The 21,785-nt window shown below is 71.4% G+C and carries 19 protein-coding genes; 8 read left to right on the top strand and 11 right to left on the bottom strand.

Going from position 1 to position 21,785, the window contains the following annotated elements; all coding sequences use genetic code 11:
• Positions 1-263 precede the first annotated feature (263 nt).
• Positions 264-611, top strand: a complete 348-nt coding sequence (locus R2B38_RS22085) for a hypothetical protein (RefSeq protein WP_318017784.1) — start codon at positions 264-266, stop codon at positions 609-611.
• Between the two features lie 22 nt (positions 612-633).
• On the opposite strand, the gene R2B38_RS22080 is transcribed toward R2B38_RS22085, so the two are convergent.
• The 3 genes from R2B38_RS22080 to R2B38_RS22070 all read right to left on the bottom strand — a co-directional run bounded on the left by R2B38_RS22080 (position 634) and on the right by R2B38_RS22070 (position 8,529).
• The gene (locus tag R2B38_RS22080) at positions 634-5,469 is read right to left on the bottom strand and encodes a DNA repair ATPase (protein ID WP_318017783.1); all 4,836 of its coding nucleotides are present in this window, start codon (positions 5,467-5,469) and stop codon (positions 634-636) included.
• 78 nt (positions 5,470-5,547) lie between these two features.
• Positions 5,548-7,794: a flotillin family protein gene (locus R2B38_RS22075; protein ID WP_318017782.1), complete on the bottom strand. Its 2,247-nt coding sequence runs from the start codon at positions 7,792-7,794 to the stop codon at positions 5,548-5,550.
• Between the two features lie 105 nt (positions 7,795-7,899).
• Positions 7,900-8,529 (bottom strand): hypothetical protein, encoded by a 630-nt coding sequence (locus R2B38_RS22070; RefSeq protein WP_318017781.1) that lies wholly within the window; start codon positions 8,527-8,529, stop codon positions 7,900-7,902.
• Between the two features lie 274 nt (positions 8,530-8,803).
• Between R2B38_RS22070 and R2B38_RS22065 the strand changes: the two genes are divergently transcribed.
• Positions 8,804-9,862 carry a PucR family transcriptional regulator gene (locus R2B38_RS22065; protein ID WP_318017780.1) on the top strand — a complete coding sequence of 353 codons (1,059 nt, stop codon included), beginning with the start codon at positions 8,804-8,806 and terminating at the stop codon, positions 9,860-9,862.
• Between the two features lie 130 nt (positions 9,863-9,992).
• Here R2B38_RS22065 and R2B38_RS22060 read toward each other — a convergent pair whose 3' ends face one another.
• From R2B38_RS22060 to R2B38_RS22045, 4 genes are all read right to left on the bottom strand, one after another.
• Positions 9,993-10,331 (bottom strand): SCO5918 family protein, encoded by a 339-nt coding sequence (locus tag R2B38_RS22060; protein ID WP_033284862.1) that lies wholly within the window; start codon positions 10,329-10,331, stop codon positions 9,993-9,995.
• 169 nt (positions 10,332-10,500) lie between these two features.
• Positions 10,501-10,704: a cold-shock protein gene (locus R2B38_RS22055; RefSeq protein WP_019063123.1), complete on the bottom strand. Its 204-nt coding sequence runs from the start codon at positions 10,702-10,704 to the stop codon at positions 10,501-10,503.
• 212 nt (positions 10,705-10,916) lie between these two features.
• Entirely contained in the window at positions 10,917-11,243 is a 327-nt protein-coding gene (locus tag R2B38_RS22050) for a MerR family transcriptional regulator (protein WP_318017779.1), read from the bottom strand.
• Positions 11,244-11,378: 135 nt separating this feature from the next.
• Positions 11,379-12,221 carry a hypothetical protein gene (locus R2B38_RS22045; protein ID WP_318017778.1) on the bottom strand — a complete coding sequence of 281 codons (843 nt, stop codon included), beginning with the start codon at positions 12,219-12,221 and terminating at the stop codon, positions 11,379-11,381.
• Positions 12,222-12,426: 205 nt separating this feature from the next.
• On the opposite strand from R2B38_RS22045, the gene R2B38_RS22040 reads away from it, so the two are divergent.
• On the top strand, positions 12,427-12,870 hold the full coding sequence (locus R2B38_RS22040) for a DUF5994 family protein (protein WP_318017777.1): 444 nt from the start codon (positions 12,427-12,429) through the stop codon (positions 12,868-12,870).
• Between the two features lie 11 nt (positions 12,871-12,881).
• On the opposite strand, the gene R2B38_RS22035 is transcribed toward R2B38_RS22040, so the two are convergent.
• A complete protein-coding gene (locus tag R2B38_RS22035) occupies positions 12,882-13,682 on the bottom strand; it encodes a TIGR03943 family putative permease subunit (protein WP_318017776.1) in 801 nt (266 codons plus the stop codon).
• Complete coding sequence (locus R2B38_RS22030; RefSeq protein WP_318017775.1) at positions 13,679-14,737, bottom strand: permease; 1,059 nt, start codon at positions 14,735-14,737, stop codon at positions 13,679-13,681. Before R2B38_RS22030 ends, R2B38_RS22035 begins: the two co-directional genes overlap by 4 nt.
• Before the next feature lie 180 nt (positions 14,738-14,917).
• On the opposite strand from R2B38_RS22030, the gene R2B38_RS22025 reads away from it, so the two are divergent.
• Positions 14,918-16,828 carry an NAD-binding protein gene (locus R2B38_RS22025; protein ID WP_318021763.1) on the top strand — a complete coding sequence of 637 codons (1,911 nt, stop codon included), beginning with the start codon at positions 14,918-14,920 and terminating at the stop codon, positions 16,826-16,828.
• A gap of 23 nt (positions 16,829-16,851) precedes the next feature.
• On the opposite strand, the gene R2B38_RS22020 is transcribed toward R2B38_RS22025, so the two are convergent.
• Both R2B38_RS22020 and R2B38_RS22015 read right to left on the bottom strand, forming a co-directional pair.
• Complete coding sequence (locus tag R2B38_RS22020; protein ID WP_318017774.1) at positions 16,852-17,370, bottom strand: NUDIX hydrolase; 519 nt, start codon at positions 17,368-17,370, stop codon at positions 16,852-16,854.
• Complete coding sequence (locus R2B38_RS22015; protein WP_318017773.1) at positions 17,367-18,623, bottom strand: helix-turn-helix transcriptional regulator; 1,257 nt, start codon at positions 18,621-18,623, stop codon at positions 17,367-17,369. Before R2B38_RS22015 ends, R2B38_RS22020 begins: the two co-directional genes overlap by 4 nt.
• Positions 18,624-18,775: 152 nt before the next feature.
• Between R2B38_RS22015 and R2B38_RS22010 the strand changes: the two genes are divergently transcribed.
• The 4 genes from R2B38_RS22010 to tgmC all read left to right on the top strand — a co-directional run bounded on the left by R2B38_RS22010 (position 18,776) and on the right by tgmC (position 21,694).
• Complete coding sequence (locus R2B38_RS22010) at positions 18,776-19,195, top strand: ATP-binding protein (RefSeq protein WP_318017772.1); 420 nt, start codon at positions 18,776-18,778, stop codon at positions 19,193-19,195.
• A gap of 111 nt (positions 19,196-19,306) precedes the next feature.
• On the top strand, positions 19,307-19,564 hold the full coding sequence (gene tgmA, locus R2B38_RS22005) for a putative ATP-grasp-modified RiPP (RefSeq protein WP_318017771.1): 258 nt from the start codon (positions 19,307-19,309) through the stop codon (positions 19,562-19,564).
• A 5-nt stretch (positions 19,565-19,569) separates the two neighbouring features.
• Positions 19,570-20,544 (top strand): ATP-grasp ribosomal peptide maturase, encoded by a 975-nt coding sequence (gene tgmB, locus R2B38_RS22000; RefSeq protein WP_318017770.1) that lies wholly within the window; start codon positions 19,570-19,572, stop codon positions 20,542-20,544.
• Positions 20,528-21,694 (top strand): ATP-grasp peptide maturase system methyltransferase, encoded by a 1,167-nt coding sequence (gene tgmC / locus R2B38_RS21995; RefSeq protein WP_318017769.1) that lies wholly within the window; start codon positions 20,528-20,530, stop codon positions 21,692-21,694. Before tgmB ends, tgmC begins: the two co-directional genes overlap by 17 nt.
• Positions 21,695-21,785: the final 91 nt, after the last annotated feature.

The following is a 21,785-nucleotide window of genomic DNA, read 5'->3' as shown; positions in this document are numbered from 1 at the left end:
GCTGCGGATGGCGCGGCCGGGGTCACGGGCTGCCCCTGTGGAGGGAAACGCGAGGACACGGCGCCGGAACGGGACATCGGCACGCGAAGGCCTCGGTCCTTCCACGGTACTCCGGCCCGCGCCGGAACGCGGTGGCCGGGAGCGCGTGACCGCCGCGTTGACACGAACCGTCGCCGCACGTTGACTGGCAGCACGGCGCAGGGCAGTGGCCGGTGCACGGACGATCCCAATAACGCCTTCGGGCGGGACGGAAGCGACTCCCGATGATGTACGACCAGACACGCGCCCAACAACCCGCGGGCCAGAACCGGGTCCCCTCCGAACGCCGCACCCCCGGCCCGGAGCCGCTGCTCCCGTCGAGCGAGCGGGACAAGGTCCTCCAGCGGCTGCGGCACGCCCTCAACACCTTCGCCGACACCCCGCGCGACGCCCTGACGGAGGCGGAGAGCGCCTACGACGAGGCCACCGCCCAGCTCGTCGCCGCCCTCGCGGCCCGCCGTGAACTCCTCCGCGCCAGCTGGGCCGACGAGGACCCGGAGGCCCAGTCCGACGAACCCCGCAACGCGCTGCGGCAGTACCGCGAGATCACCCAACGCCTGCTCCAGCTCTAGCAGTTGGGTGTGCGGGGAGGCCTCACCGCGAGGTCGGTGGCCGTCGTCCCAGGCCGCCGCCCGCCCGCGTGATCGCCGACTCCACCGCCCCGATCCGCTCGGCCAGCACCCCGAGAGCCGCCACCGCGTGGCTCAACGGGTCGCCCTCCGCCATGCCTCGCGACCGCACGTACGCCGCCTTCAACTCGCCCCAGCGCAGGGCCTGTTCGTCGCTCAGCGTGCCGCGCAACTCCCCCAGCTTCAGCAGGTTCGCCTCGGCACCCGTCCCCAGGGTCTGTGCCTCGGCGGTGTAGTGATCGTCCAACACGGCAGCCAGCTCAAGGGAGTTCATCACCGGCTCGATGCGCTGGGCGACGCGGTTCATGGTGCGGTACGACCCCTGGAGCCGGAACGGCGGTTCCGTGCGGGCCGCGTCCGTCATCGCCGCCGACGCCATGTACGCGGAGTTGACCGCGAGCACGGTGTCGCGGGCGGCGAGCAGATGCCCCAACACCGCGACCGTACGGGCGAGTTCGGCGGGTTCGCAGGCGTAGGACAGCTGGTCCGCGTGGGCGGTCGCGTCGCCCTCCGCCAGCCGGATCAGCAGGTCCAGGTCGGACCGGTCGCGGCCGGCCAGCGGGGCGAGCACCGGGTTGGAGGTCAGCGCGTTCTCCAGGAAACTCAGCGCGAACACCGCCTCCTTGCCGGTCAGGACATCGCCGAGGTTCCACACGTCGGCACGGTTGGCCAGCATGTCGGGGACCCGGAAACGCCCGCCCGACTCGGTGTAGGGGTTGCCGGTCATGCAGACGGCGAACCGTTTCCCCCGTAGGTCGTATGTACGCGGTACGCCCTCCCACACGCCCTCCACCCGCCGCGTCGCGTCGCACAACGGGATGAATTTCTCCAGGAGTTCGGGCGAGGTGTGCTGGATGTCGTCGAGGTGCAGCAGCACGTTGTTGCCCGCCGCGAGCGCGAAGTTGACCTTCTCCACCTCCTGCCGGGCGGTCGCGTTCGGCGCCTCGGCCGGGTCGAGGGAGGTGACCCCGCGCCCGAGGGCGGGCCCGCCGACCTTGACCAGCACCAGCCCGAGCCGGTCGGCGACGTACTCCATGAGGGTCGTCTTGCCGTACCCCGGCGGCGAGATGAGCAGCAGCAGGCCGCCCGTGTCGGTCCGCAGCCCCTCCCCCGCCGTCCCGATCTGCCGGGCCAGGCTGTCGCCGACCAGCGGGAGATACACCTCGTCGACCAAGCGCCCCCGCACGAAGGACGACATCACCCGCGGCCGGTACTCGTCGAGCCGCAACCGGGCCCGCTCCGCCGCGACCAGGGCCGTACGGCGACGCTGGTACGCGCGATGACCGGGCACGTCCGTCGCCCTGAACTCCCGCGTGCGGGCGAGGAGTTCATCGACCCTGAGCACCAACGACCCCGCCTCGACGCGCGGGTGGGTCCCCAGCAGCCCCCCGACCGTCTCCGTGAGCCGGGCGTCCGACTCGTACCGCGGCGCGTCCGGGCAGAGTTCGGCCGCCACCGCCTCCGCGAGGTCCCCCGGGTCGGCCTCGGTGCCGGACGCCGTCGTGTACGCCGTCAGCCAGGCCTCCACCAGCTGGCGGCGGGCGGCCAGTTCACCGACGGCGAGCACATCGTCGTCGTAGGCCGAACTCCCCACCGCGCGGCGGAACTTGTCGAGGAGGGTGCGTGCGGCGGCGCTGATCACGAAGCCCTCGGGGCCGGTGGTCAGTTCGTCGAAGAGGTACGCGGCGGCGGACTCGCCGGTCCGCTCGGCCAGTTCGGTGAGGAACTCGGCGACGGCCGGGGTCGGTCCGAAGGTGTCACGGGCCCGCGCGAGCGACCGCGCCCGGCGCGTCCAGCCGGCCCGCTCCTCCGGGCTCGTGCCGTGCGTCCAGAACAGCAACGCCCGTGCCCGGGCGCCTGGTTCGTGCCGCAGCAGGCCCGCGCCCTCGTACCGGCGGAGCAGCGCGGCCAGGATCGCGGTCGCGTCGTGGTCGTGCACACCGCGTTCGTAGCCTTCGTCGTACGACTCCCGCGCGGCCCGGCGGACCAGGGCGGCGAGGTCGGGTTCCTGGGCGAGGGCCTGGGCGCCGTGTTCGTCGAGGAGGCGGGCGGCGAGGTGTTCGGCGCGGTAGACCCGCGGCGATTCGGAGGGCAGCGGACGGTCCCAGAACGCGCGCGTGGCCGCGAACTCCGGGTCCGTGACCGGGGTTCGGTAGTCCGTGCCGGTGAGGGCGAAGGCGAGGCCGTCGCCGGAGGGGACCAGGGTGAGGTCGAGAGGCTCGGTGTTCACGGCGAAACGGTGGCGGCCCAGGCGCAGGGTCCGGCCGCCGTCCGCGTACAGGTCGGTGCGGTCGCGCAGGGCGCGGGCCGCCTCCTCGCGGGCCGAGGCCAGCCAGCCGGTCAGCTCCTCCGCCCGCACCTGGTCGCCCAGTTCCCGGAGTTGGCCGGCGGTGCGACGGACCTTCGTCACCATCGGGTCGGAGGCGAAGTACGTACTGACCGCGTCGGCGTCGGCGAGGGTGGCCGCCCGCCGGACCACCGTCTCCAGGACGCGGTTCGCCGAGACCGCCAACCGCTCGGCCCCGCGCGCCCGTTCGTCGGCCAGGGTCTGCTTGCGGGCGGAGAAGGTCTCGTAGATCTCGGCGCGTCTGCCGGTCAGTTCGGCGAGGAAGTCGTCGAAGTCCGCGAAACGGGCTTCCAGGTTCTCCAACCGCACCAGCAGCCGGGCGAGTTGGTCGTCGCACGCCTCCGGTGTCGCCGCGTCGGCGAGCGCACCGGTCACCGCCTGGCCCAGCAGCGCGAACTCGGCCGCGAACTCCGCCCGGCCCTCCCGGTCCTGAAGCTCCCTGCGCCGGGCGTCCAGCGTGGCGCGGGCCCGGTTGACCCCGCCGAGCACCTCGGCGATCCGCTCCAGGATCGACGTACGGACCGTGGCGTCACCGATGTCCAGCCCGGCGATGACCTCGGTCACCGTCCGCAGCCCGTCGGTGAGTTCGTCGAGCCGGGCGGCCACCGGTGCCGACTCGGCGACCGTGGCCAGCTCCCCCGCCGCCGCGATCAGCCCGCCGATCAGCTCATGGTGCCCGGCGAACGCGCCCTCCCCCGCCAGGAACGCGACCGCCCGCTGCCCGAACGCCCCGAGCTCCGCCTCGGCCCCGGCCGCCGACTCGTCGATCCGCGCGGTGTCCGCGTACCGCATCTCCTTCAGCGTCAGCAAGTGCCCCTGTGCCCGCCGGAGTTCGGTCAGCCCGGCGACCCACCCCGCCGCGTCCCTGGGCGCCTCGCCCCGCAACCGCCGTACGAGCCCGGTGAGCCGGCCGGTGGCATCGTCAAGGGCGTCGGCCGCACGGGCGGTGAGCGTCCGGACGGTCTCGAACTCGGCCAGGACCTGTTCCGCCGTGACCCGGACGTCCGCCAACGGGCCGCCCAGATCCCCGAGTTCGGGATCCCCGAGCCAGTGGTACGAGTCCGCCGCCCGGACGCACGCGCCGACCAGCGCCTCGTACACCTCCGCCGTGGGCTCCATCCCGGCCACCGCCCCCGCGAGGGACAGACAGTCGGAGATCCCCCGCACGAGATCGGCGTTCCCCACCCGGAACAGCGGCCCGGAGCCGACGAGTTGAGCGGCGGCGTACGTGTCCGAGACGTACGGGGTCCGCCACACCCGCAAGGGGTGAACGCGAGCGGCCTCCCCCTCCGCACCCGCGCGCAGCACCATCAGCGTGCCGTCCCCGAAGAGCGCCCAGCCCTGGCAGGACAGCGGGTTGGCGACCTCCTTGCGGATCATGTTGTACGGCAGCAGCAGGCTCCGCCCGGGCACCCGCGCCCGGTACGCGAACAGCACGTCCTCGCCGTTGGGCGAGCGCACCACGCGCTCCAACTCCAGCCCGGCGGTGTCCACTTCAAAGGTCTTCCACGCCCCCGTGGCCAGGCAGTACCCGCCCGGGAACACGATCCCCTGCTCCTCCGGCAACCGCTGACACGACAGCCCGATCCCGTCGAGCCGTACGACGGACTTCGTGAGCGTGTTGAAGACCAGGTACCGGCGGCTCTCCTCCTTGTAGGGCCGCACACGCAGCAGCACCAGCGCCCCCACCTGCGCATACGCGATCTCCGCGTCGGCCGCCGACTGCAGCGGCTCGTCCACCGGCTCGGAGTAGATCCCCTCCCCCGTCTCGGTGTTGTCCTCCACCTTGACGATGAGGGTCCCGCCGACCGTGCCGACGTACAGCCCGTCCTGGATCCGGACGTGCGGGTGCCGGCCGGGGACAAGGTCCTCGCGGGTCGTCGCCGTCCAGACGAAGTCGTACGGCGGCGGGAAGACGTGATCGCGTTCGCCGTGCGCGTCCAGGAAGGTCGCCGACCCGTCGTCGTCCGCGAGTGCCCAGCGCAGCACCCGGATGTCGTCGGCCTTCTCGCCGGTGCGGAAGACGGCGAGCAACTTGCCGTCGAGGCGGCGGAGTTGGAGAAGACGGGCCTGGCGGTAGTACCGGTGCAGTGCGGTGAACTCCCGTACGAAGTCCGGGTCGTCGAGGAGTCCGGGTACGGCGTCCTCGGGCAGCCTGCGCAGGTCGTGGCGGTCGTGCGGGGCGAGGACGTCGGCGACCGTCGTCTCCCGGGTGACGCCGAGGGCGACCTGGCGGCCGAAGAGGAGCGTGTCTCCTACGGCGACGAGGTCGCGCGGCGCGGCCGGGTGGTCGGTGTCGAGGCGTTCGGTGCCGGTGAGTTCGAGGCGGGTGGAGCCGAACTCCTCGGTGCGGCGGGCGTTGAGCGTCTCCGCGCGGCGGGCGAGTTCGGCGGCCTGTGCGGCGAGGCGGTCGCGCAGGACCTCGTAGGTGCCGGTGTCCAGGCCGGTGGTCATGGGTCCCTCTCAGGATCTCGGGGGAGGTGGGTCCGGAACTGCCGTCCCCTGTGCGGCAGTTCCGGACCGTATGGGGGGTCAGGCCTTCGCCGGGTGCCCGTTGAGCGCGGCCAGCGGGGTGTCCGCCAGGCCCAACTCACCGGCCTTGTCCAGCAGTTGCCGCAGCTGACCGGCGTTCGCCGTGTCCGAGGTCATCAGCTTCATCAGCAGCGCGGACACGGTGAGGTTCTGCACGTCGGCCGTGGAGACGGAGCCGAGGACGCGGCCGAGGTCGTCGGCGATGTTCGAGGTGCCGTCCAGCCAGGGACGCGCCAAGGCCTGCGCCGTCTGGGAGTTGGAGACGAAACCGTCGACGCTCCGGCCGAACGAGATCGACGAGATCAGCCGGTCGAAGAAGACCGAGTCGCCGCCGACGATGTCGATGTCGGCGTTCTCCAGACCGGTCGCGAGCACCGTGGCCTGCGCCTCCGCGACCTGCCGTTGCACGTCGAGCCCGGCCAGCCGGATCTCCTTCTCGGCCTGCAGCCGCAGCCGGTACTCCTCATGGCCGCGCGAGGCGTCGTCGAGGGCGGCCATCGCGGCGGCCTTCTCCGTGAGGCCCTCCGCCTCGGCCTTGAGCTTCTCGCCGATGCCGGTGGCCTCCGCCAGCGCGTTCGCCCGGACGCCCTCGGCCTGCGCGAGCACCTTCGCCTGCGCACCCTCAGCCTCCGCAAGCGCGTTCGCCCGCACACCCTCCGCCTGCGCGAGCACCTTCGCCTGCGCACCTTCGGCCTCCGCAAGCGCGTTCGCCCGCACGCCCTCCGCCTGCGCGAGCACCTGCGCCCGGGTGCCCTCGGCCTCCGCCCGCAGCCGGGCCTCGGTGCCTTCCGCCTCCGCGCGCAGCCGGGCCCCCGTGGCCTCGGCCTCGGCGCGGCCCGCCTTCACGGTGACCTCGGCCTCCTTGTCGCGGACCTGGACCTCGGCGAGTCCGGCCGCCGCGGCCTCCGCCTGGATGCCCTCGGCGAGCCGGAGCTTGGCGCGGGCGTCGAGGTCGGCGGACTTCAACCGGGCCTCGGCCAGGGTGAGTTGCTCACCTGCCCGGTGCCTAGCGGCGGCCTCCGCGGCCTCGGCCCCCTTGATGTCCTTGACCAGCTTCTCCTGCGCCTCCGCCTCGGCGGCGATGATCACGGCCTGCCGGGTGCGCTCGGCCTCCTCGACCACCCGCAGCTTCTTGATGGCCTCCTCCTGCTCGGCGACCGTACGGTCCACGGCGATCCGCTCCCGGACCACGTCCGCGACCTCACGCCGCTCCGCCTCGACCTCCTTGTCGCGGGCGATCCCGGACAGCGAGGTCTCCCGTTCGCGCGCGATGACTTCGAGGAGGCGGTCCTTCTCGATGCGCTCGTTCTCGACGGCGATGACCCGCTCGCGGTTCTTCTGGGCGACGGCGATCTCGCGGGCCTGGTTCTCGCGCTGGACGCCGAGTTGCTCCTCGGTGCGCAGGAACGCGGCCTGCGCGCCCAGCCGTTCCTCCTCCTGCACCTTCGCGGTGGCGGACTCCTCACGCGCCCGCAGGACCTCCACCTCACGGCGCTGCTTGATCTCCGCCTCGGCCTGCCGGCGCTCCAGCTCCAGGATGGTCTCCCGGGCGTCGACGTTCTGCCGGGTGATCTCCTTCTGCTCGGTGCGCTGGAACTCGTTGGTGCGGACGTGCTCGATCGTCGTCAGCTCGGTGATCTTCCGGATGCCCTGCGCGTCCAGGATGTTCTGGTTGTCGAGCTGCGTCATCGGCGTCTGCTCAAGGAAGTCGATGGCCGCGTCGTCGAGGTGGTAGCCGTTGAGGTCGGTGCCGATGACCTGGATGATCCGGTCCCGGAATTCCTCGCGCTTGGTGTAGAGATCGACGAAGTCCAGCTGCTTCCCCACGGTCTTGAGCGCCTCGGAGAACTTCGCCGCGAAGAAGTCCTGGATCGCCGCCGGGTCGCTCGCCGTCTGGGTGCCGATGGCCTGCGCGACCTTGATGACGTCCTCGACGGTCTTGTTGACCCGCACGAAGAAGCTGATGTGGATGTCGGCGCGGATGTTGTCCTGGCAGATCAGGCCCTCGCGCCCGGTGCGCCGGATCTCGATGGTCTTCACCGAGATGTCCATGAACTCGGCCTTGTGCAGCACCGGCAGGACGACCGCCCCGGTGAAGGTGACGTCGACCTTCTTCGTCTTGGAGACGATCAGCGCCCGCCCCTGCTCCACCTTCCGGAAGAGCCGTCCGACCACCAGGAGCAGGGTGAGCGCGATGAGCAGGACAACGGCGACGAACACACCGATGCCGACGGTGATGGCGTTCATGACATGGGTCCTCAAGGGATGAGAGGGGTGAGCGGGGTCGTCGACGAGCAGGCCGGGATCAGCGGGCGGAGATCAACGAGCGTGCGGGTGGCCTGAGTTGGCGGCCTATCCCGTCGTGCCGGGGCCGGTCCTCGGGTCCAGCGCGCTGTCGTAGGGCGCGACCCAGAAGAACTCGCCGGTCTCGTCGTAGGCGTAGAGCAGTCCGGTGCTGCCGCCGGCCAGGGCGTCGTTGCCCGTCTGCCGGACCTGGACCACCGCGGCCGAGCCGTCCGCCGACCTGACCTCCGCCTGGCCGAACCCGGCGTCGACCCGCCCGGTGCGGATCGTGCAGGTCAGCCCGACGAAGTCCAGCCGGGACGGCCCGTGTTCGTCGGGGAACAGGCGGTGCAGGGGCCGTACGAACAGCTTGGTCGCCCGCCAGGAGACGTACACCGTGCCGGTCAGCACGCCCGCCCCGACCAGGACCCCGACCGGGCCGGAGGGGACGAACAGCACGCTCGCGCAGTAGCTGATCAGCCAGCCGACGGCGGTGAACAGCGAGAAGGCGAGGGTCACCGGGACCCCGCCGAGACCCCAACCGTCGCCGTGTGCGCGGGAGTTGAGGTGAACGTGGGCGTGTCCGTGGGCGTCCGCCGCGCCCAGCGCGACCAGCAGCCAGAACAGGACGACCACGGTGAGCGCGGCGGTGAAGACGACGGTGGGAAAACCGGTCGCGGCAGCGAAGAACGCCCCCATGATCCCGGCCCCCCGTTCCCTGTCCGCTGTCCGCTGTCCGCTGTATCCGCATACACAACGCGTCAAGACTTCGGGGACGCGCGGATCGCGGCCCCGGTGCAGGACACCTGCCGGTGTCCGGCACCGGAACCTTCCGCGGTGCTCCCCTGGCGCCATGGTGCACGCGGGGTGCGCGCCCGCGCATTGCCGGAACCCGGCAGTGTTCATTAGGGTCTTGATGCCGGTGACGCGCTAAGAAAGCGTCACCAGGGCGTCAAGGAAAACGGGGGCGGAGTTGCCGGAGCGCGACATACCTGAGCACTATCTGGCGGGGTACGCGCGGCTCCTGGCGGAGGTCGCCGACACCGGACGCCGCCTGACCCGGGCCGAGTTGGCGGCCCGCCGCACCCTGGGCGAGCAGGCGGCCGAGGCCGGTCACGGACTGCGCGCCCTGGTCAACGCCCATCTCACCGCCACCCGCACCGCCTGGCCGCGGATCCCCGGTGCCGCCGACTGCACACTTGCCGCGATGCAGCAGGCCGTCGACGCCTTCGCCGAGGGCTACGAACGCGCCCAGCGTCTCGCCGTACGCCAGGAAGAGGCGGCGCGGCGGGAGTTCATCGACGACCTGCTCTACGGCCGCAGCGATCTGGGCCGGCTCGCGGAACGCGCCGAGCGCTTCGGCCTGCGCCTCTCCCACACGCACGCGGTCGCCGTGGTCCAGGGCCCGACGCCGTACGACGAGAGCGCGCCGGTGCCGCGTCAGGTGGAGCGCGCGATGATCAGCCGTTTCGGTGACCGCAACATCCTGCTCACCACGAAGGCCGGCCGGATGCTGTGCGTCGCGCCCGGCGACCAGGACGACATCCTCGCCCACTTCGCGAAGCAGTCGTACGCCGCCGCGGAGGGTACCCGCGCGGCGATCGGCCGGCCGCAGCCGGGCGCGGGCGGGATCGTCCAGTCGTACGAGGAGGCCCTGAACACCCTCGAACTGGCCGAGCGGCTCGACCTGGAGGGCCCGCTCCTGCGCGCCGCCGACCTGCTGGTCTACCCGGTGCTCACGCGCGACCGGCAGGCGATGGCGGACCTGGTCCTCGACGCGCTGGGCCCGCTGACCAGGGCGCGCGGCGGTGCGCGCCCGCTGCTGGACACCCTGTCGACGTACTTCGACTCCGGTTGCGTGGCGGCGGAGTCCGCGCGCCGGCTCTCGCTGAGCGTGCGCGCGCTGACGTACCGGCTGGAGCGCATCCACCAGCTGACCGGCGCGGATCCGGCGGACCCCGGCCAGCGGTACACGCTGCAGACGGCGGTCATCGGGGCCCGCCTGCTGGACTGGCCCGACAAGGAGCTGTGACGCCGGCCGGAGCTGTGACGGCGGAGCTGTTCCGCCGGTGATGGCCGGTACGCAAAGAGCGACCTCGCGCCCGGATGGATCTTCGGCGGCGTGGTCGCTCGGGGTGTGCGGGGACGTGCGGGCGGAGGCGTCAGCCCAGGGTGGTGCCGATGTACGAGGTCGATTCCGGGCCGGAGTCCGTGGGGTTCTCCGTGGCGGGGGCCGGTGCGGGCGCCGGGGTGGCGGGCGCGGGCGGCGTCTCGTGGCAGGTGAAACCGAGCCGGGTCAGCGCCCTGGTCACCTCGAAGGCGGTGAAGTCACGGCGGTCCTGCTTGGTGATGACCTCGCCGACCTGCTTGACCGGGTACAGCTTGCGGCTGATGACGGCGCACTGACCGGTGACGGGCTGCTCCGGGCGAATGCCCTTGAGCATCTCCTCCACCTCGCTCTTCGTCAGATCGAAGGGGTAACGGGCGATCACGCAGCGCATGGTGCCTCACCAAGGGGTTTCGAGCGGGAGGAGAGGGGAGGATTTCTCCTCGGGGAAAGCCGGGGATGCCGGGGAAGCCGAGAACGGCGGGGGAACGGCAGGTAAATGAGCAGATACGAAAAGGGACCCGCACCCAAGGTGCGGGCCCCTGTTTCGCAGCTTCGCGTGCTTAGGCGGGAACGATGTTCTCCGCCTGCGGGCCCTTCTGGCCCTGCGTGATGTCGAAGGTCACCTTCTGACCTTCCTGCAGCTCGCGGAAGCCCTGGGTGGCGATGTTCGAGTAGTGGGCGAAGACGTCAGCGCCGCCGCCGTCCTGCTCGATGAAGCCGAAGCCCTTTTCCGCGTTGAACCACTTCACGGTACCGGTGGCCATGTCTTAACTCCTAGGCAGTGCACGAGATCCGCACTTTACGAATCTCCTCCATCGCCGTGATGATCACCTGTCCGGAGAACCGGTTCAAAATTGGCAACCACAACTGCAACTGAAGTCAGCCTAGCACGGAACCCATTTACGGGGCGGGGGAATTGGGCGGGAAAAGCGCGGCCCGGAAACGGTGAATTTCTGTTTCGGGCGCAGCAGATTTTCTACCGATGGGACGAGCCGCGCAGCTCCTCGTTGACGCGCAGCGCCTCGTCCAGCCGGTCCTCCAGGCTGATGATGCGGCACGCGGCCTCGATGGGCGTCCCCTGGTCGACCAGCTCGCGCGCCCGGGAGGCCGTACGGAGCTGCCGGCGCGAGTAGCGGCGGTGGCCGCCGTCCGACCGCTTCGGGGTGATCAGCCCGGCCTCACCCAGTGACCGGAGGAATCCGGGGGTGGAGGAGATCAGCTCGGCGGCCCGGCCCATGGTGTAGGCGGGGTAGTCGTCGTCGTCGAGCCGGTCGGCCGCGGGCTGCTGGCTTTCTGCGGGCATGTACACCTTTCCTGCGGCCACCGGGGAGGGACGGCGTGCCGCCGGGGGAGCTGGTTCCCCCGTACGGGAACTCTAGTCGCACCCGGGGAAACTCTGTCGCGGCGAGCACAGATGTCCTCACACCGGTTGACGCCCTCAGGGGGCCAGAACCAGCACCCGACAGGCGCCCGGAACCCGTGGATCAAGGCCGTCGGAGCCCCGCAGGGAGCCCCGTTCGGGTGCTCTCGCGGGGTCCGGCGGGGCTCCCGCGACGTCCTGCCAGCCCCAGGCCCGGTACGCCGTCAGGGTCTCGGTGTCGGTGCGGGGCACCAGGGTGACGCCGAGGGCCGGCGTGTGATCGGCGAGCAGCCGGCGCTGCAGGCGCCGGGCGAGGTTCCAGTCCCGGTCCTGGTAGTGGGTGCGCACGCGGGGCGGGACGACGATCCCGGAGACCGCGAAGAGTCCGCCGGTGACCGCGAGCCCGTGCAGCAGCCGGGGCAACCGGGTGTCGTGGCCCTGCCACCAGGGGTCGCCGACGCGCACGGGGAAGCCGTAGGCGCAGGCCGTCAGGGTCGTGTTCTCGGCGATCAGCAGGGTGAAACCCGGGCGCCGGACGTCACCGGCCAGCCGCCGCAGGAAGGCGGTTCGGGAACGGTTGCCCCTGCGGGTCCCGCCGCAGGTCTCCTCGTACAGGACGCCCAGGTCCTGGAAGCGGTCCTCGATCTGGCGGCGGCTGAGCGGGCGGACGCGGTCGCCTTCCCAGGGGGACGGGCCGCGCTCGCGGTTGGACGTGTGGGGTTCGTCTCCGGTCGTGGACCATGTCCTCTCCCAGCCCGCCGTACCGGCACCGCCGTGTCCGGCAGGGGCAGCGGGCGCGTCCGCGGTCACCGGCCGACCGGGCACATTCACGGTCATGGGCTGAGCCCTGCCCCGGGCGCGGAACGGGTCCGCCCCGGCGTCGTGGTTCGCCGAGAACGGCACCGGCGCGATCCGGTGCACGAGAAATCCTCGGTCCTTTCACGGTACGCCCGCGGGGCGCGGAGGGGCTCGGAGCGCCTCCGGCGCGGACCGGCCCGCGCGGGGCGGGAGTACGGTGAGCGGTACCGGGAGTTCTCCGCACCTCGGCTCTGGCGCCGTCGTCGTTCCCAGTGCACCACGGCACCGGACCTCCGCACGACGGACGGCCGGGGACAGGGACCGCGACATGAACGCGCCCACGGACACCCACAGTTCGCCCGCCGAGGACACCGCCGGTTCTTCGCCAGACGTCGAGCAGAGTGCCCCGCCCGCTCTCCGGCTGCGCCTCGCCGCGCACACCTCCGTACCGCGCCGCCTCGACGGAGCCTGGTGGCCGCACTCCTACGACGTGCTCACCGAGGTGCCGCGCCTGCTCGCCGGGCTGCCCCGGACCTGGGGGCACATCGTCAGCGTGATGGTGAACGGCCGGGTCTGGTCGACCGCCCCCGGCCGGATGCTCGTCGCCAACCAGGTCGTACGGCTGCACCGGACCACCGCCGTGCACGCCCCGAACACCGTCGTCCTGCTCGCGCCGGGGCGGGGGCGGTGGGACCTGCTGGTCGTACCGCCGGAGCTGACCGAGGAGGCGGCCGAGCCGATCATGGCCGCCGCCATCGCCAACCTGGTCTGAAACCAGGTCAGTTACTGGTTCCAGCTCTCGTCGTACGGATCCTTCGGCGTCGGCACCGGCTTGGCCTGCGTGACCTGGAAGTAGGGGATCGGCCGGTTGTTGATGGGGTCCTTGGTCTGCTTGGGGCTGTAGGTGCCGGTGATCTCCAGCCAAGTGTCGGGCTGAAGTACCGGCGGGATCTTGCCGGTCAGCGCGATCTTGACCGGCTGGGCGTCCGCGGCACAGCAGTTGAGGGCCATGCGGACCAGGAACGGCGACCCCGACTTGTCCAGCGCGACGAAGCCGGTGACCTTCAACTGCCGGGTGCCCAGGGAGTGTCCGTGGTCGTAGACCGCGCGGCTCGCATAGTCGACCAGACCGATGGTGAGCGGGTTGCTGTCGGGGAGCTTGAGCAGGCCGTACGGCTGCTGGATGGCCGTGCCGGTGCGGACCGCGCTGTAGGAGCCGAGGGCCGGCGGGGCGACCAGGATCAGGGCGAAGAGGGGGAGGACCAGGAGCCAGGAGATACGGGGTTCGCGGTGGACGTGGCCCTGGTGAGCAACCTCGGGGGTGTGCTCGTCGTGGCCCTCGGTCGCGGTGTGGGCCTCCGCGTGCGCTTCCGCGTGGGCTTCCGCTTGGGCCTTCTCCCTCCGCGTCCGGCGCCACTCGTACCAGGCCGTCGCCAGTGCCGTCACGATGAGGACCACGCCGGAGAGCAGGAGGAGCGGCTGGAGGCCCGCCTTGACGTAGCGCAGGTAGAGGTTGGTGAAGCCCGCGTGCAGGAGGGCCGCGCCGACGAGGAACAGGACCGCCGCCTGTGCCTGCCGGTTCACAGGAGCACCGCCCCGGTGACGACCGCGCCCGCGATGGCCAGGACGAAGGTGGCCGGCGCGAAGCGCAGCGCGAAGCCGCGGCCGAACGTGCCCGCCTGCATGGCGAACAGCTTCAGGTCGATCATGGGTCCCACCACCAGGAACGCGAGTTTGGCCGTCAGCGAGAACTGGGTGAGCGACGCGGCGACGAACGCGTCCGCCTCCGAGCAGATCGACAGCAGCACGGCGAGGATCGAGAGGGCGAGGATCGCGACCACCGGGTTGTCGGCGGCCGTGCGCAGCCAGCTCGCCGGTGCGACCGCCTTGAGCGTGGCCGCCGACATCGCGCCGAGGACGAGGAACCCGCCGGCCTGCATCACGTCGTGCCGGACCGAGCCCCAGAACGCGGCCCCCTTGGTCTCCCCCTCGTGCGGTTCGTGGGCGGGCAGGCGCAGCCAGTCGGTACGGCCGAGCCGCGTCCACAGCCAGCCCATCACGCAGGCCACGAGCAGGCTGCCCGCGAACCGGGCGAGCACCATCTCCGGGTTGCGCGGGAACGCCACCGCCGTCGCCGTCAGCACGATCGGGTTGATCGCGGGGGCGGAGAGCAGGAACGCGATCGCCGCCGCCGGGGTGACGCCCCGCCGCACCAGCGCCCCGGCCACCGGCACCGACGCGCACTCGCAGCCGGGGAGGATCGCGCCGGCCATCCCGGCGATCGGCACGGCCAGGACAGGGTTGTTGGGGAGGGCGCGGGCGAAGAACGTCGCCGGGACGAACACCGCTATCCCGGCCGACAGCAGCACGCCCAGCACCAGGAAGGGCAGCGCCTGTACGACCACGGCCACGAAGACCGTCATCCAGCTCTGCATCACGGGCGCGGACAGCGCCTGACGGATCGGGCTCTGCGCCAGCACCACCACGAGCAGCACCATGGTCAGCACGAGCGGCGAGTTGAACTGCCAGCCGTCCTTGGCCGGTACGGACGGCTCCGAGGGTGTTTCCGCGCTCGGTGGCGTCTCCGTGGTCGGCGGCGTCTCCGTGGTCGGCGCGGCTGGTTCGGTGGTGATGGCCACGGGTGAGATACCTCCGGCAGACGCCTGGTTTCGCGAGTTTTGCTCCCTGTCTCTGCATACGGCAGCAGGGGCACGGGTGTTCAGCGCAATACTGGAACCACCCGCCTCCTTGGGGCAGTCTTTCCCCTCGTGGCGAGCAGCGTTCCGAATCAGACCCCTCCGGGCAGTGCCCGTGCGCACATGGTGGTGTGCGGCGACGACGCGCTCGCGCACCGGCTCGCCGTCGAACTCCGCAGTGTCTACGGCGAGCAGATCACCCTCGTCGTCCCGCTCTCCGAGGCCACCGCCCGGCCGCCCGTCGTCGGCCGCGCCCGTGCCGCCTCGGCCGCGCTGCTCGACCGGGTCAACGCGGCGGTGGGCCGGGCCAACGGCAATGGCGGCGCCGGCGGCACCGCACCCGTCGCCCCCGAACCCCCGCGCGGGGAGCGGGTGTTGGAGGTCGCCGAGCTGACCGAGGCCGTGTTCGCCGAGGCGGGTGTGGACCGGGCGACCGCGCTGGCCCTCGTCTATGACGACGACGAGACGAACATCCGCGCCGCCCTCACCGCCCGCCGCCTCAACCCCCGTATCAGGCTGGTGATCCGCCTCTACAACCGGCGGCTGGGCCAGCACATCGAGGAACTCCTCGACCAGGCCGCCGCGTTGGCGACCGGTGACGGAGCGGGCGGCGGGTCCGGTACCGGGTTCGACGCGTCCACCACCGTCCTCTCCGACGCGGACACCGCCGCGCCCGCGCTGGCCGCGACCGCGCTCGCCGGTACCAGCAAGGTCGTCCAGACCGACGGACTGCTGCTGCGCGCGGTGGAACGGCCGCCACCGGCACCCGGGGAGGTGGCCGACCCGGGCCTTGCCACGCTCGCCCTGCTCTCGGCGACCAGCAGCGACCCGGCCGGTGCGGACGGCTCCGAGGGCATGGGCGAACAGGGTCCGCGCCTGCTGCCCGACGCGGCGGCCGTCGCCTCCGCCACCGGGCGCGGAACCGTCGTCCTGGAGCAAGTGTCGTACGCCGGGCCGCAGTTGCCGGTCGGGCGCAGGGGCGGGGTCGTCCCGGCGTGGTCCTCGCTCTTCTCGCGGCGGCTGCGGTGGTCGCTGGCGGGCATGGTGGCGTGTGTGATCGCGCTCGCCGTGTCGCTGTGGCTGGTGACGCAGATCCATCCGCTGACCGCCTTCTATCTGACGCTGCTCGATCTCTTCGCGATCGACGACCCCGCGATCGGGGCGCCGTTGGGGCGGCAGATCCTTCAACTCCTGTCCGGGCTCGTCGGGTTGCTGATGCTGCCGGTGCTGCTGGCCGCGGTGCTGGAAGCGCTGGGCACCTTCCGTACGGCGTCCGCGTTGCGCAAGCCGCCTCGCGGACTCGGCGGGCATGTCGTGCTGCTCGGGCTCGGCAAGATCGGCACCCGGGTGCTGACCCGGCTGCGCGAACTCAACATCCCCGTGGTGTGCGTCGAGGCCGACCCCGAGGCGCGTGGCCTGGCGGTCGCGCGCCGGCTGCGGGTGCCGGTGATCCTCGGTGACGTCACCCAGGAGGGCGTCCTGGAATCCGCCAAGGTCAACCGCGCCCACGCCCTCCTCGCGGTCACCAGCTCCGACACGACGAACCTCGAAGCGGTGCTGTACGCCCGGTCCGTGCGGCCTGATCTACGGGTCGTGCTCCGGCTGTACGACGACGACTTCGCCACCGCCGTGTACCGGACCCTGCGGGCCGCCCACCCCGGTGCCCTGACCCGCAGCCGGAGTGTGTCCCATCTGGCCGCGCCCGCGTTCGCCGGGGCGATGATGGGGCGGCAGATCCTGGGCGCGATCCCTGTCGAGCGGCGGGTGCTGCTGTTCGCGGCGATGACCGTGGGCGGGCATCCCCAGCTGGAGGGGAAGACGATCGCCGAGGCGTTCCGGGCCGGGTCGTGGCGGGTGCTTGCGCTGGACACGGCTACGCGGGACGCCTCCGAGGACGTACGGCGGTCGGGGCTGGTGTGGGACCTGCCCGACTCGTATGTCCTGGCCGGCTCGGACCGGGTCGTGCTGGCGGCGACCCGGCGGGGGTTGGCGGAGTTGCTGGGGCGTAGGCCTCGGGACCGGGCCGGGACCTAGGGAACTGCGGTGTTCGCCCCACGTCAGCCGACCGGGTGCCCGTCGTGCAGATACACCGTCCGTCCCTCGCGCTGCGCGCGCATGGCCTCCGTGAGCCGCCTCCGCATCCGGTCACGCAGCATCCCGGTCGCCTCGTCGAATGCGACGAACCTTGCCTCCGACAGTTCCTCGTCGTGAGGGCGCAGAGCCTTGTCGAGATCGAGGACACCGCCGTCGAAGACGAAGGCGATCTGGTCGTCCCACGGCCCATGCGGCGCCACCCAGTCGACGACCAAGAGCCCGCGCACGACGACGTCCAGGCCCAGTTCCTCGTGCAACTCCCGTACCACCGTCTGCTCCGGCGGCTCGTTCGCCTCAGCCATCCCGCCGGGAAGGTCCCAACCGGGCTTGTAGGTCGGGTTCACCAACAGCACCCGTCCCGAGTGGTCGCGGAGAAGTACATCCGCCGCTACACGCTTGCGAGCCTGCTTGGCGTTCCCCTCGGCGAGGTACGCGTTCCAGGCGTCGGGATCGGCAGGTGTGGGGGCGGGCTCCGGAGTCATCGGCGAGGGCCTCCCGGGGACGGGATGAGATCTGCGAGAAGGAACATTCTGGCTCTTCGCGCGTCGCCGAATCGCACCAGGTACTCGTGTACTGGCCCATAGCTCCTGTGCGGCTCCAGAAGGGCCCGGAAGTCGTCGAGTTGCTGGACGACACGGACGGAGCCGAGGGTCGGGCTCGTGGCGAGCAGGTCATGGCCGACGTCGAGAGCGGCGTCGAGGTCGCCCCGGCGGACATGGATGTCGGCGAGGGTGATCCGGGCCAGGGCGAGGGACCGCGCCCGCCCCGCGTCCCGCAGCGCCACGGCCTCTTCGGCGGCGGCCAGGGCCTCGTCGTACTCGTCGAGGTCGACCAGGACCAACGCGGCCTCGCTCGCCAGGCGACCGTGATCGAAGGGCGAGAGCCACGGGTGTGCGGTTCCGGCGGACGCGTCGAGGTCGCGGCGGGCCTGGTCGAGGGAGTCGTGGGCGGCTCTGCGCTGGTCGGCCGCCGCCATGGCACGCGCCTGCATCGTGTGCAGCCGAGAGGCGAGAGCGGGAATCCGAGGACCCCGGCCGGCGAGGTCGAGTCCCGTCCGCGCCCAACGCGCCGCCCCCGGTGCGTCGTCGCCCTGAAGGACGAGATGGGAGAGAGACGCGGCGACGTGTGCGGCCAACGGAAGATCCCCGCCAGTCTGTGCGAGTGCGAGAGCACGGCCGAAGTGCCCCACCGCGTCACCGTCCCGCCCACCGTCGTGCGCCATCCACCCCGCCATCTCGGTCAAGGCCGCTGCGGCGGCGAACACCCCGCCCCCGTCGGAGAGATCCACCAGGCGCGGGGCAACGCGGTCTCGGAGATGTTGGACGACTGCGCCGTACAGACGTCCCCCACCAGTCTGTCGGTCGGCGAGACGGAAGGCGTCCATGGCTGTCAAGTCATCGCCGTCCGGCGGCGGTTGGGGCTGGTGCGGCTGTGAGTCGACGGCAGGCTCCCACGATCGGCGAGCGAGCCCGAGCAAGTGACCGGAGATATGGAAGGCATCTGCGATCTGCTCGAACAGAGTCAGCTTCTCAACTCGGCTTTTGCCGTTCATGTAGTCGTAGAGACGGCCTTGGGTGATGTCGACGGCCGCCGCGATCCGCCGCGTGCTGATCCCACGATGGTTGAGCATCCGGAACATGGCGCCCATGTCCCGCTCCGAACAGGTGCCGAGGAACCGCGAGTCGTCGAGCAACCCCGCGACGACCTCACGCGGGTCCTGCGTCTGCCGGTCCATGCGTCCCCCAACCAACGCGTTCCAGCTGACGCTACCGCTCGCGCACACGTGGTGACTCCGTCTTGGGGTCACCACTCGGAGTCTCCCCGAACTCCCCCCGAGACGTTGACTGGTCATCAGCCGCCGAGACCATCCGCTCCCGAGGAGACACGGTGACCGTCACGACCACCCCCACCGCCGTCAACCCGCCCGGCCTCAGCAGGAGCCTGCCCTCCGTACCGGAGTCGGCGCGGGCCGCCCGGCACCTGGTCTCGCTCACCCTGCGCGGGTGGGACCTGGACGAACTGATCGAAGCAGCCACGTTGATCGTCTCCGAACTCGTCGCGAACTCGATCGACCACACGCCCTGTCGTCTCCTGCGCGTCGTGCTCTCCCGCCCCTCCCCCGGCATGGTTCGCCTCGGTGTGGCCGACCGTTCCCGCGTCCTTCCTGAGCTGGGCACACCCGCTGCCGACGCCGAGCAGGGTCGCGGCCTGGTGCTGATCGAGGCCCTCAGCTGGAGATGGGGTGCCGACCGGCACGACCAGGGGAAATTGGTCTGGGCCGAATTACGCGTCGAGCAGCCGTCGTGAGGCTGCGGCTGCCGACGGCCCTGCGACGGAATGACCGCATGTCGGGACGACGTTCCCGACGGGTCCCCGTCGCCACCTACAGCACCACTCGCTACGTACAGGAGGAGCACCATGCAGACCGCACCGCGGACAGAAGCACCTCGCCCTTGGGGCCTTCGCCGACTCGGGCCGTACCCGGCCACGGTGAAGCTGCCGTTCACCACGGTCGCGGTCGACCCGGACACGCAAGTCGGTGTCTTCCGCGCCCCGGACGGCCACGTGGTCGAGATGGGCAAGCACGGCACCAGCTCTGCCACCTCCACGACGACCACCACCAACCTGGACTCGAAGAACGATCAGGGGTCCGACCAGGACTCGCAGCAGGACTGACGCGCATGACCGGGACCGACAGGCCTGTCCTCGTGGCCACCGAACCTCTCGACCTGACCGCCGACCTGGTGATCACCGAGCTGAACCGCAAAGGCGCTCCGGTGGTCCGCTTCAACCCCGCCGACATCGGTACGGACCTGGTCGTCTCGGCCCGGTTCGGTGTCTGCCCGACCCCCGTGGTCGGGCAGCTCCGGACCTCGTCGAGAACCACCGGCCTGGAACACGTCCGAGCGGTGTACTGGCGCCGTCCCGTCTGGCCGGCCTTCGAGCACCTTGGGGCGGACGACGCCCGTTACGCCGCCGCGCAGGTCCGCTACGGACTCGGCGGCATCCTCTACGCCCTCGACGGCCCCCTCTGGGTGAACCACCCCCTCCGTGACGCCGCCGCCGACTACAAGCCCGCCCAACTCGCCGTCGCCCAGCGCCTCGGGCTGACAGTGCCGCCCACCCTGGTCACCAACGACCCTGACAAGGCCCGCCAGTTCACCGCTGCCCACGGCCCGGTCATCGCCAAGACGCTGCGATGGACACCGTACGAACGTGATGGCGTCCCCATGACCTCATGGGCCGAACCGGTTGCCGCTGACGAGATCGACGACACCCTCCGCGCCTCCCCGCATCTGTTCCAGGCCCGCGTCGACAAGGTCGCCGACCTGCGCGTGTTGATCGTCGGCCGTCGGGTCTTCGCCGTCCGGATCCACTCCGCCCTGTTGGACTGGCGCACGGACTACGACGCTCTCTCGTACAGCGTCGTCGACCTCCCCGAGCGCCTGGTGAAGTCCTTGCACGGCGTCCTGGACCACTTCGGCCTCGTCTCGGGGTCCTTCGACCTTGCCCTGGACGGCGCAGGTGAATACCACTGGTTGGAACTGAACCCGAACGGCCAATGGGGTTGGCTGGAAGAAGAGACCGGCCTGGCGATGTCCGCCGCAATCGCAGAGCTGCTGATCCAAGGAGAAGTCGATGGACACCGCCCCTGAACGCCGTGCGCTCGCCGGTCGACTGACCGCGTCCGGAGTCCTGCGCCAGGACTCGCCTTGGCGGTCGGCGGTCGAGGCCGTGCCACGCGAACTGTTCCTGCACCCCGGGGTGTTCCTTCCGGTCGACGGGGGACGATGGCAGCCGGTGACCGCCCTCGGCACGCCCCCGGAGGAGTGGACACAGATCGTCTACCGCGACGAGTCGCTGGCCACTCAGCTCGACGGGCACCTCACCGCCGACGCGGCGGACGCCCCCGTGACCGGCGTGCCCACGTCGTCCTCCACCACCCCCACCACCGTCGTCGACATGCTCGAACAGCTCGATGTCGCCGATGGTCACACAGTCCTCGAAATCGGCACCGGCACCGGCTACTCCACCGGCCTCATGTGCCAGCGCCTCGGCGAGGACAACGTCACTACCGTTGAGGTCGACCCCCAGGTGGCCGCGCGCGCCGATGCCGCCCTCGAAGCCGCCGGACACTCCACCTGGACCGTGACCGGCGACGGACTCCTTGGCCACCCCGCCCGTGCACCCTATGACCGCGTCATCGCCACCTGCGCCGTACGCCGCGTCCCGTACACGTGGATCCGTCAGACAAAGCCCGGCGGCATCGTCCTCGCCACGGTGGGCTCCTGGCCGTACGGCACGGGCCTGGCCAAGGTCACGGTGAACGACGACGGCTTCGCCGAGGGCCGGATCATCGGCCGGTCCTCCTTCATGCACGCCCGTGCGCAAGCCCTCGTCCCGCTGGCCGGGGATCTCTCCGCCCGCACCGCCTACGCGGACACCGAACGCCCCGCCAAGATCCCGCCAGTCCTCCTGAACGAGTGGATGCCTGCCTTCCTGGCCCAGCTCACCGCCCCCGGCGCGCAGTTCGTTCGCGCCATGGTCGGCGACGGTACGCGGATTCTGTATCTGTTCGACGCCGAGCGGGAGTCGTTCGCCGCGTTCACGGAGGACGCCTCGGGCTGGACGGTCCGCCAGGGCGGCCCGGTGGCCCTGTGGGACGCCGTCGAGGAGACGCTGACCGCCTGGCAGGACGCCGGGAGCCCCGACATCGCGAACGTCCGCCTCCACATCACCGAGCAGGCACACACCTACTGGATCGGCGACCGGCAGTCCCTCCGTTGGGAACACCGCCTCATCTGACCCCCGGTCTCCCGCTCCTCAAACGCCGGACCGGCTGGATGTCAGCCCGTCCGGCGTTTGAGGACAAGCCCCGTTCAGGGCCGGAGCAGGG

Origin of the sequence: Streptomyces sp. N50 (assembly GCF_033335955.1) — a bacterium.
Classification (GTDB): Bacteria; Actinomycetota; Actinomycetes; order Streptomycetales; family Streptomycetaceae; genus Streptomyces.
Note: the sequence above shows the minus strand (reverse complement) of the source record. Positions and strands in the feature narration are given on the sequence as shown.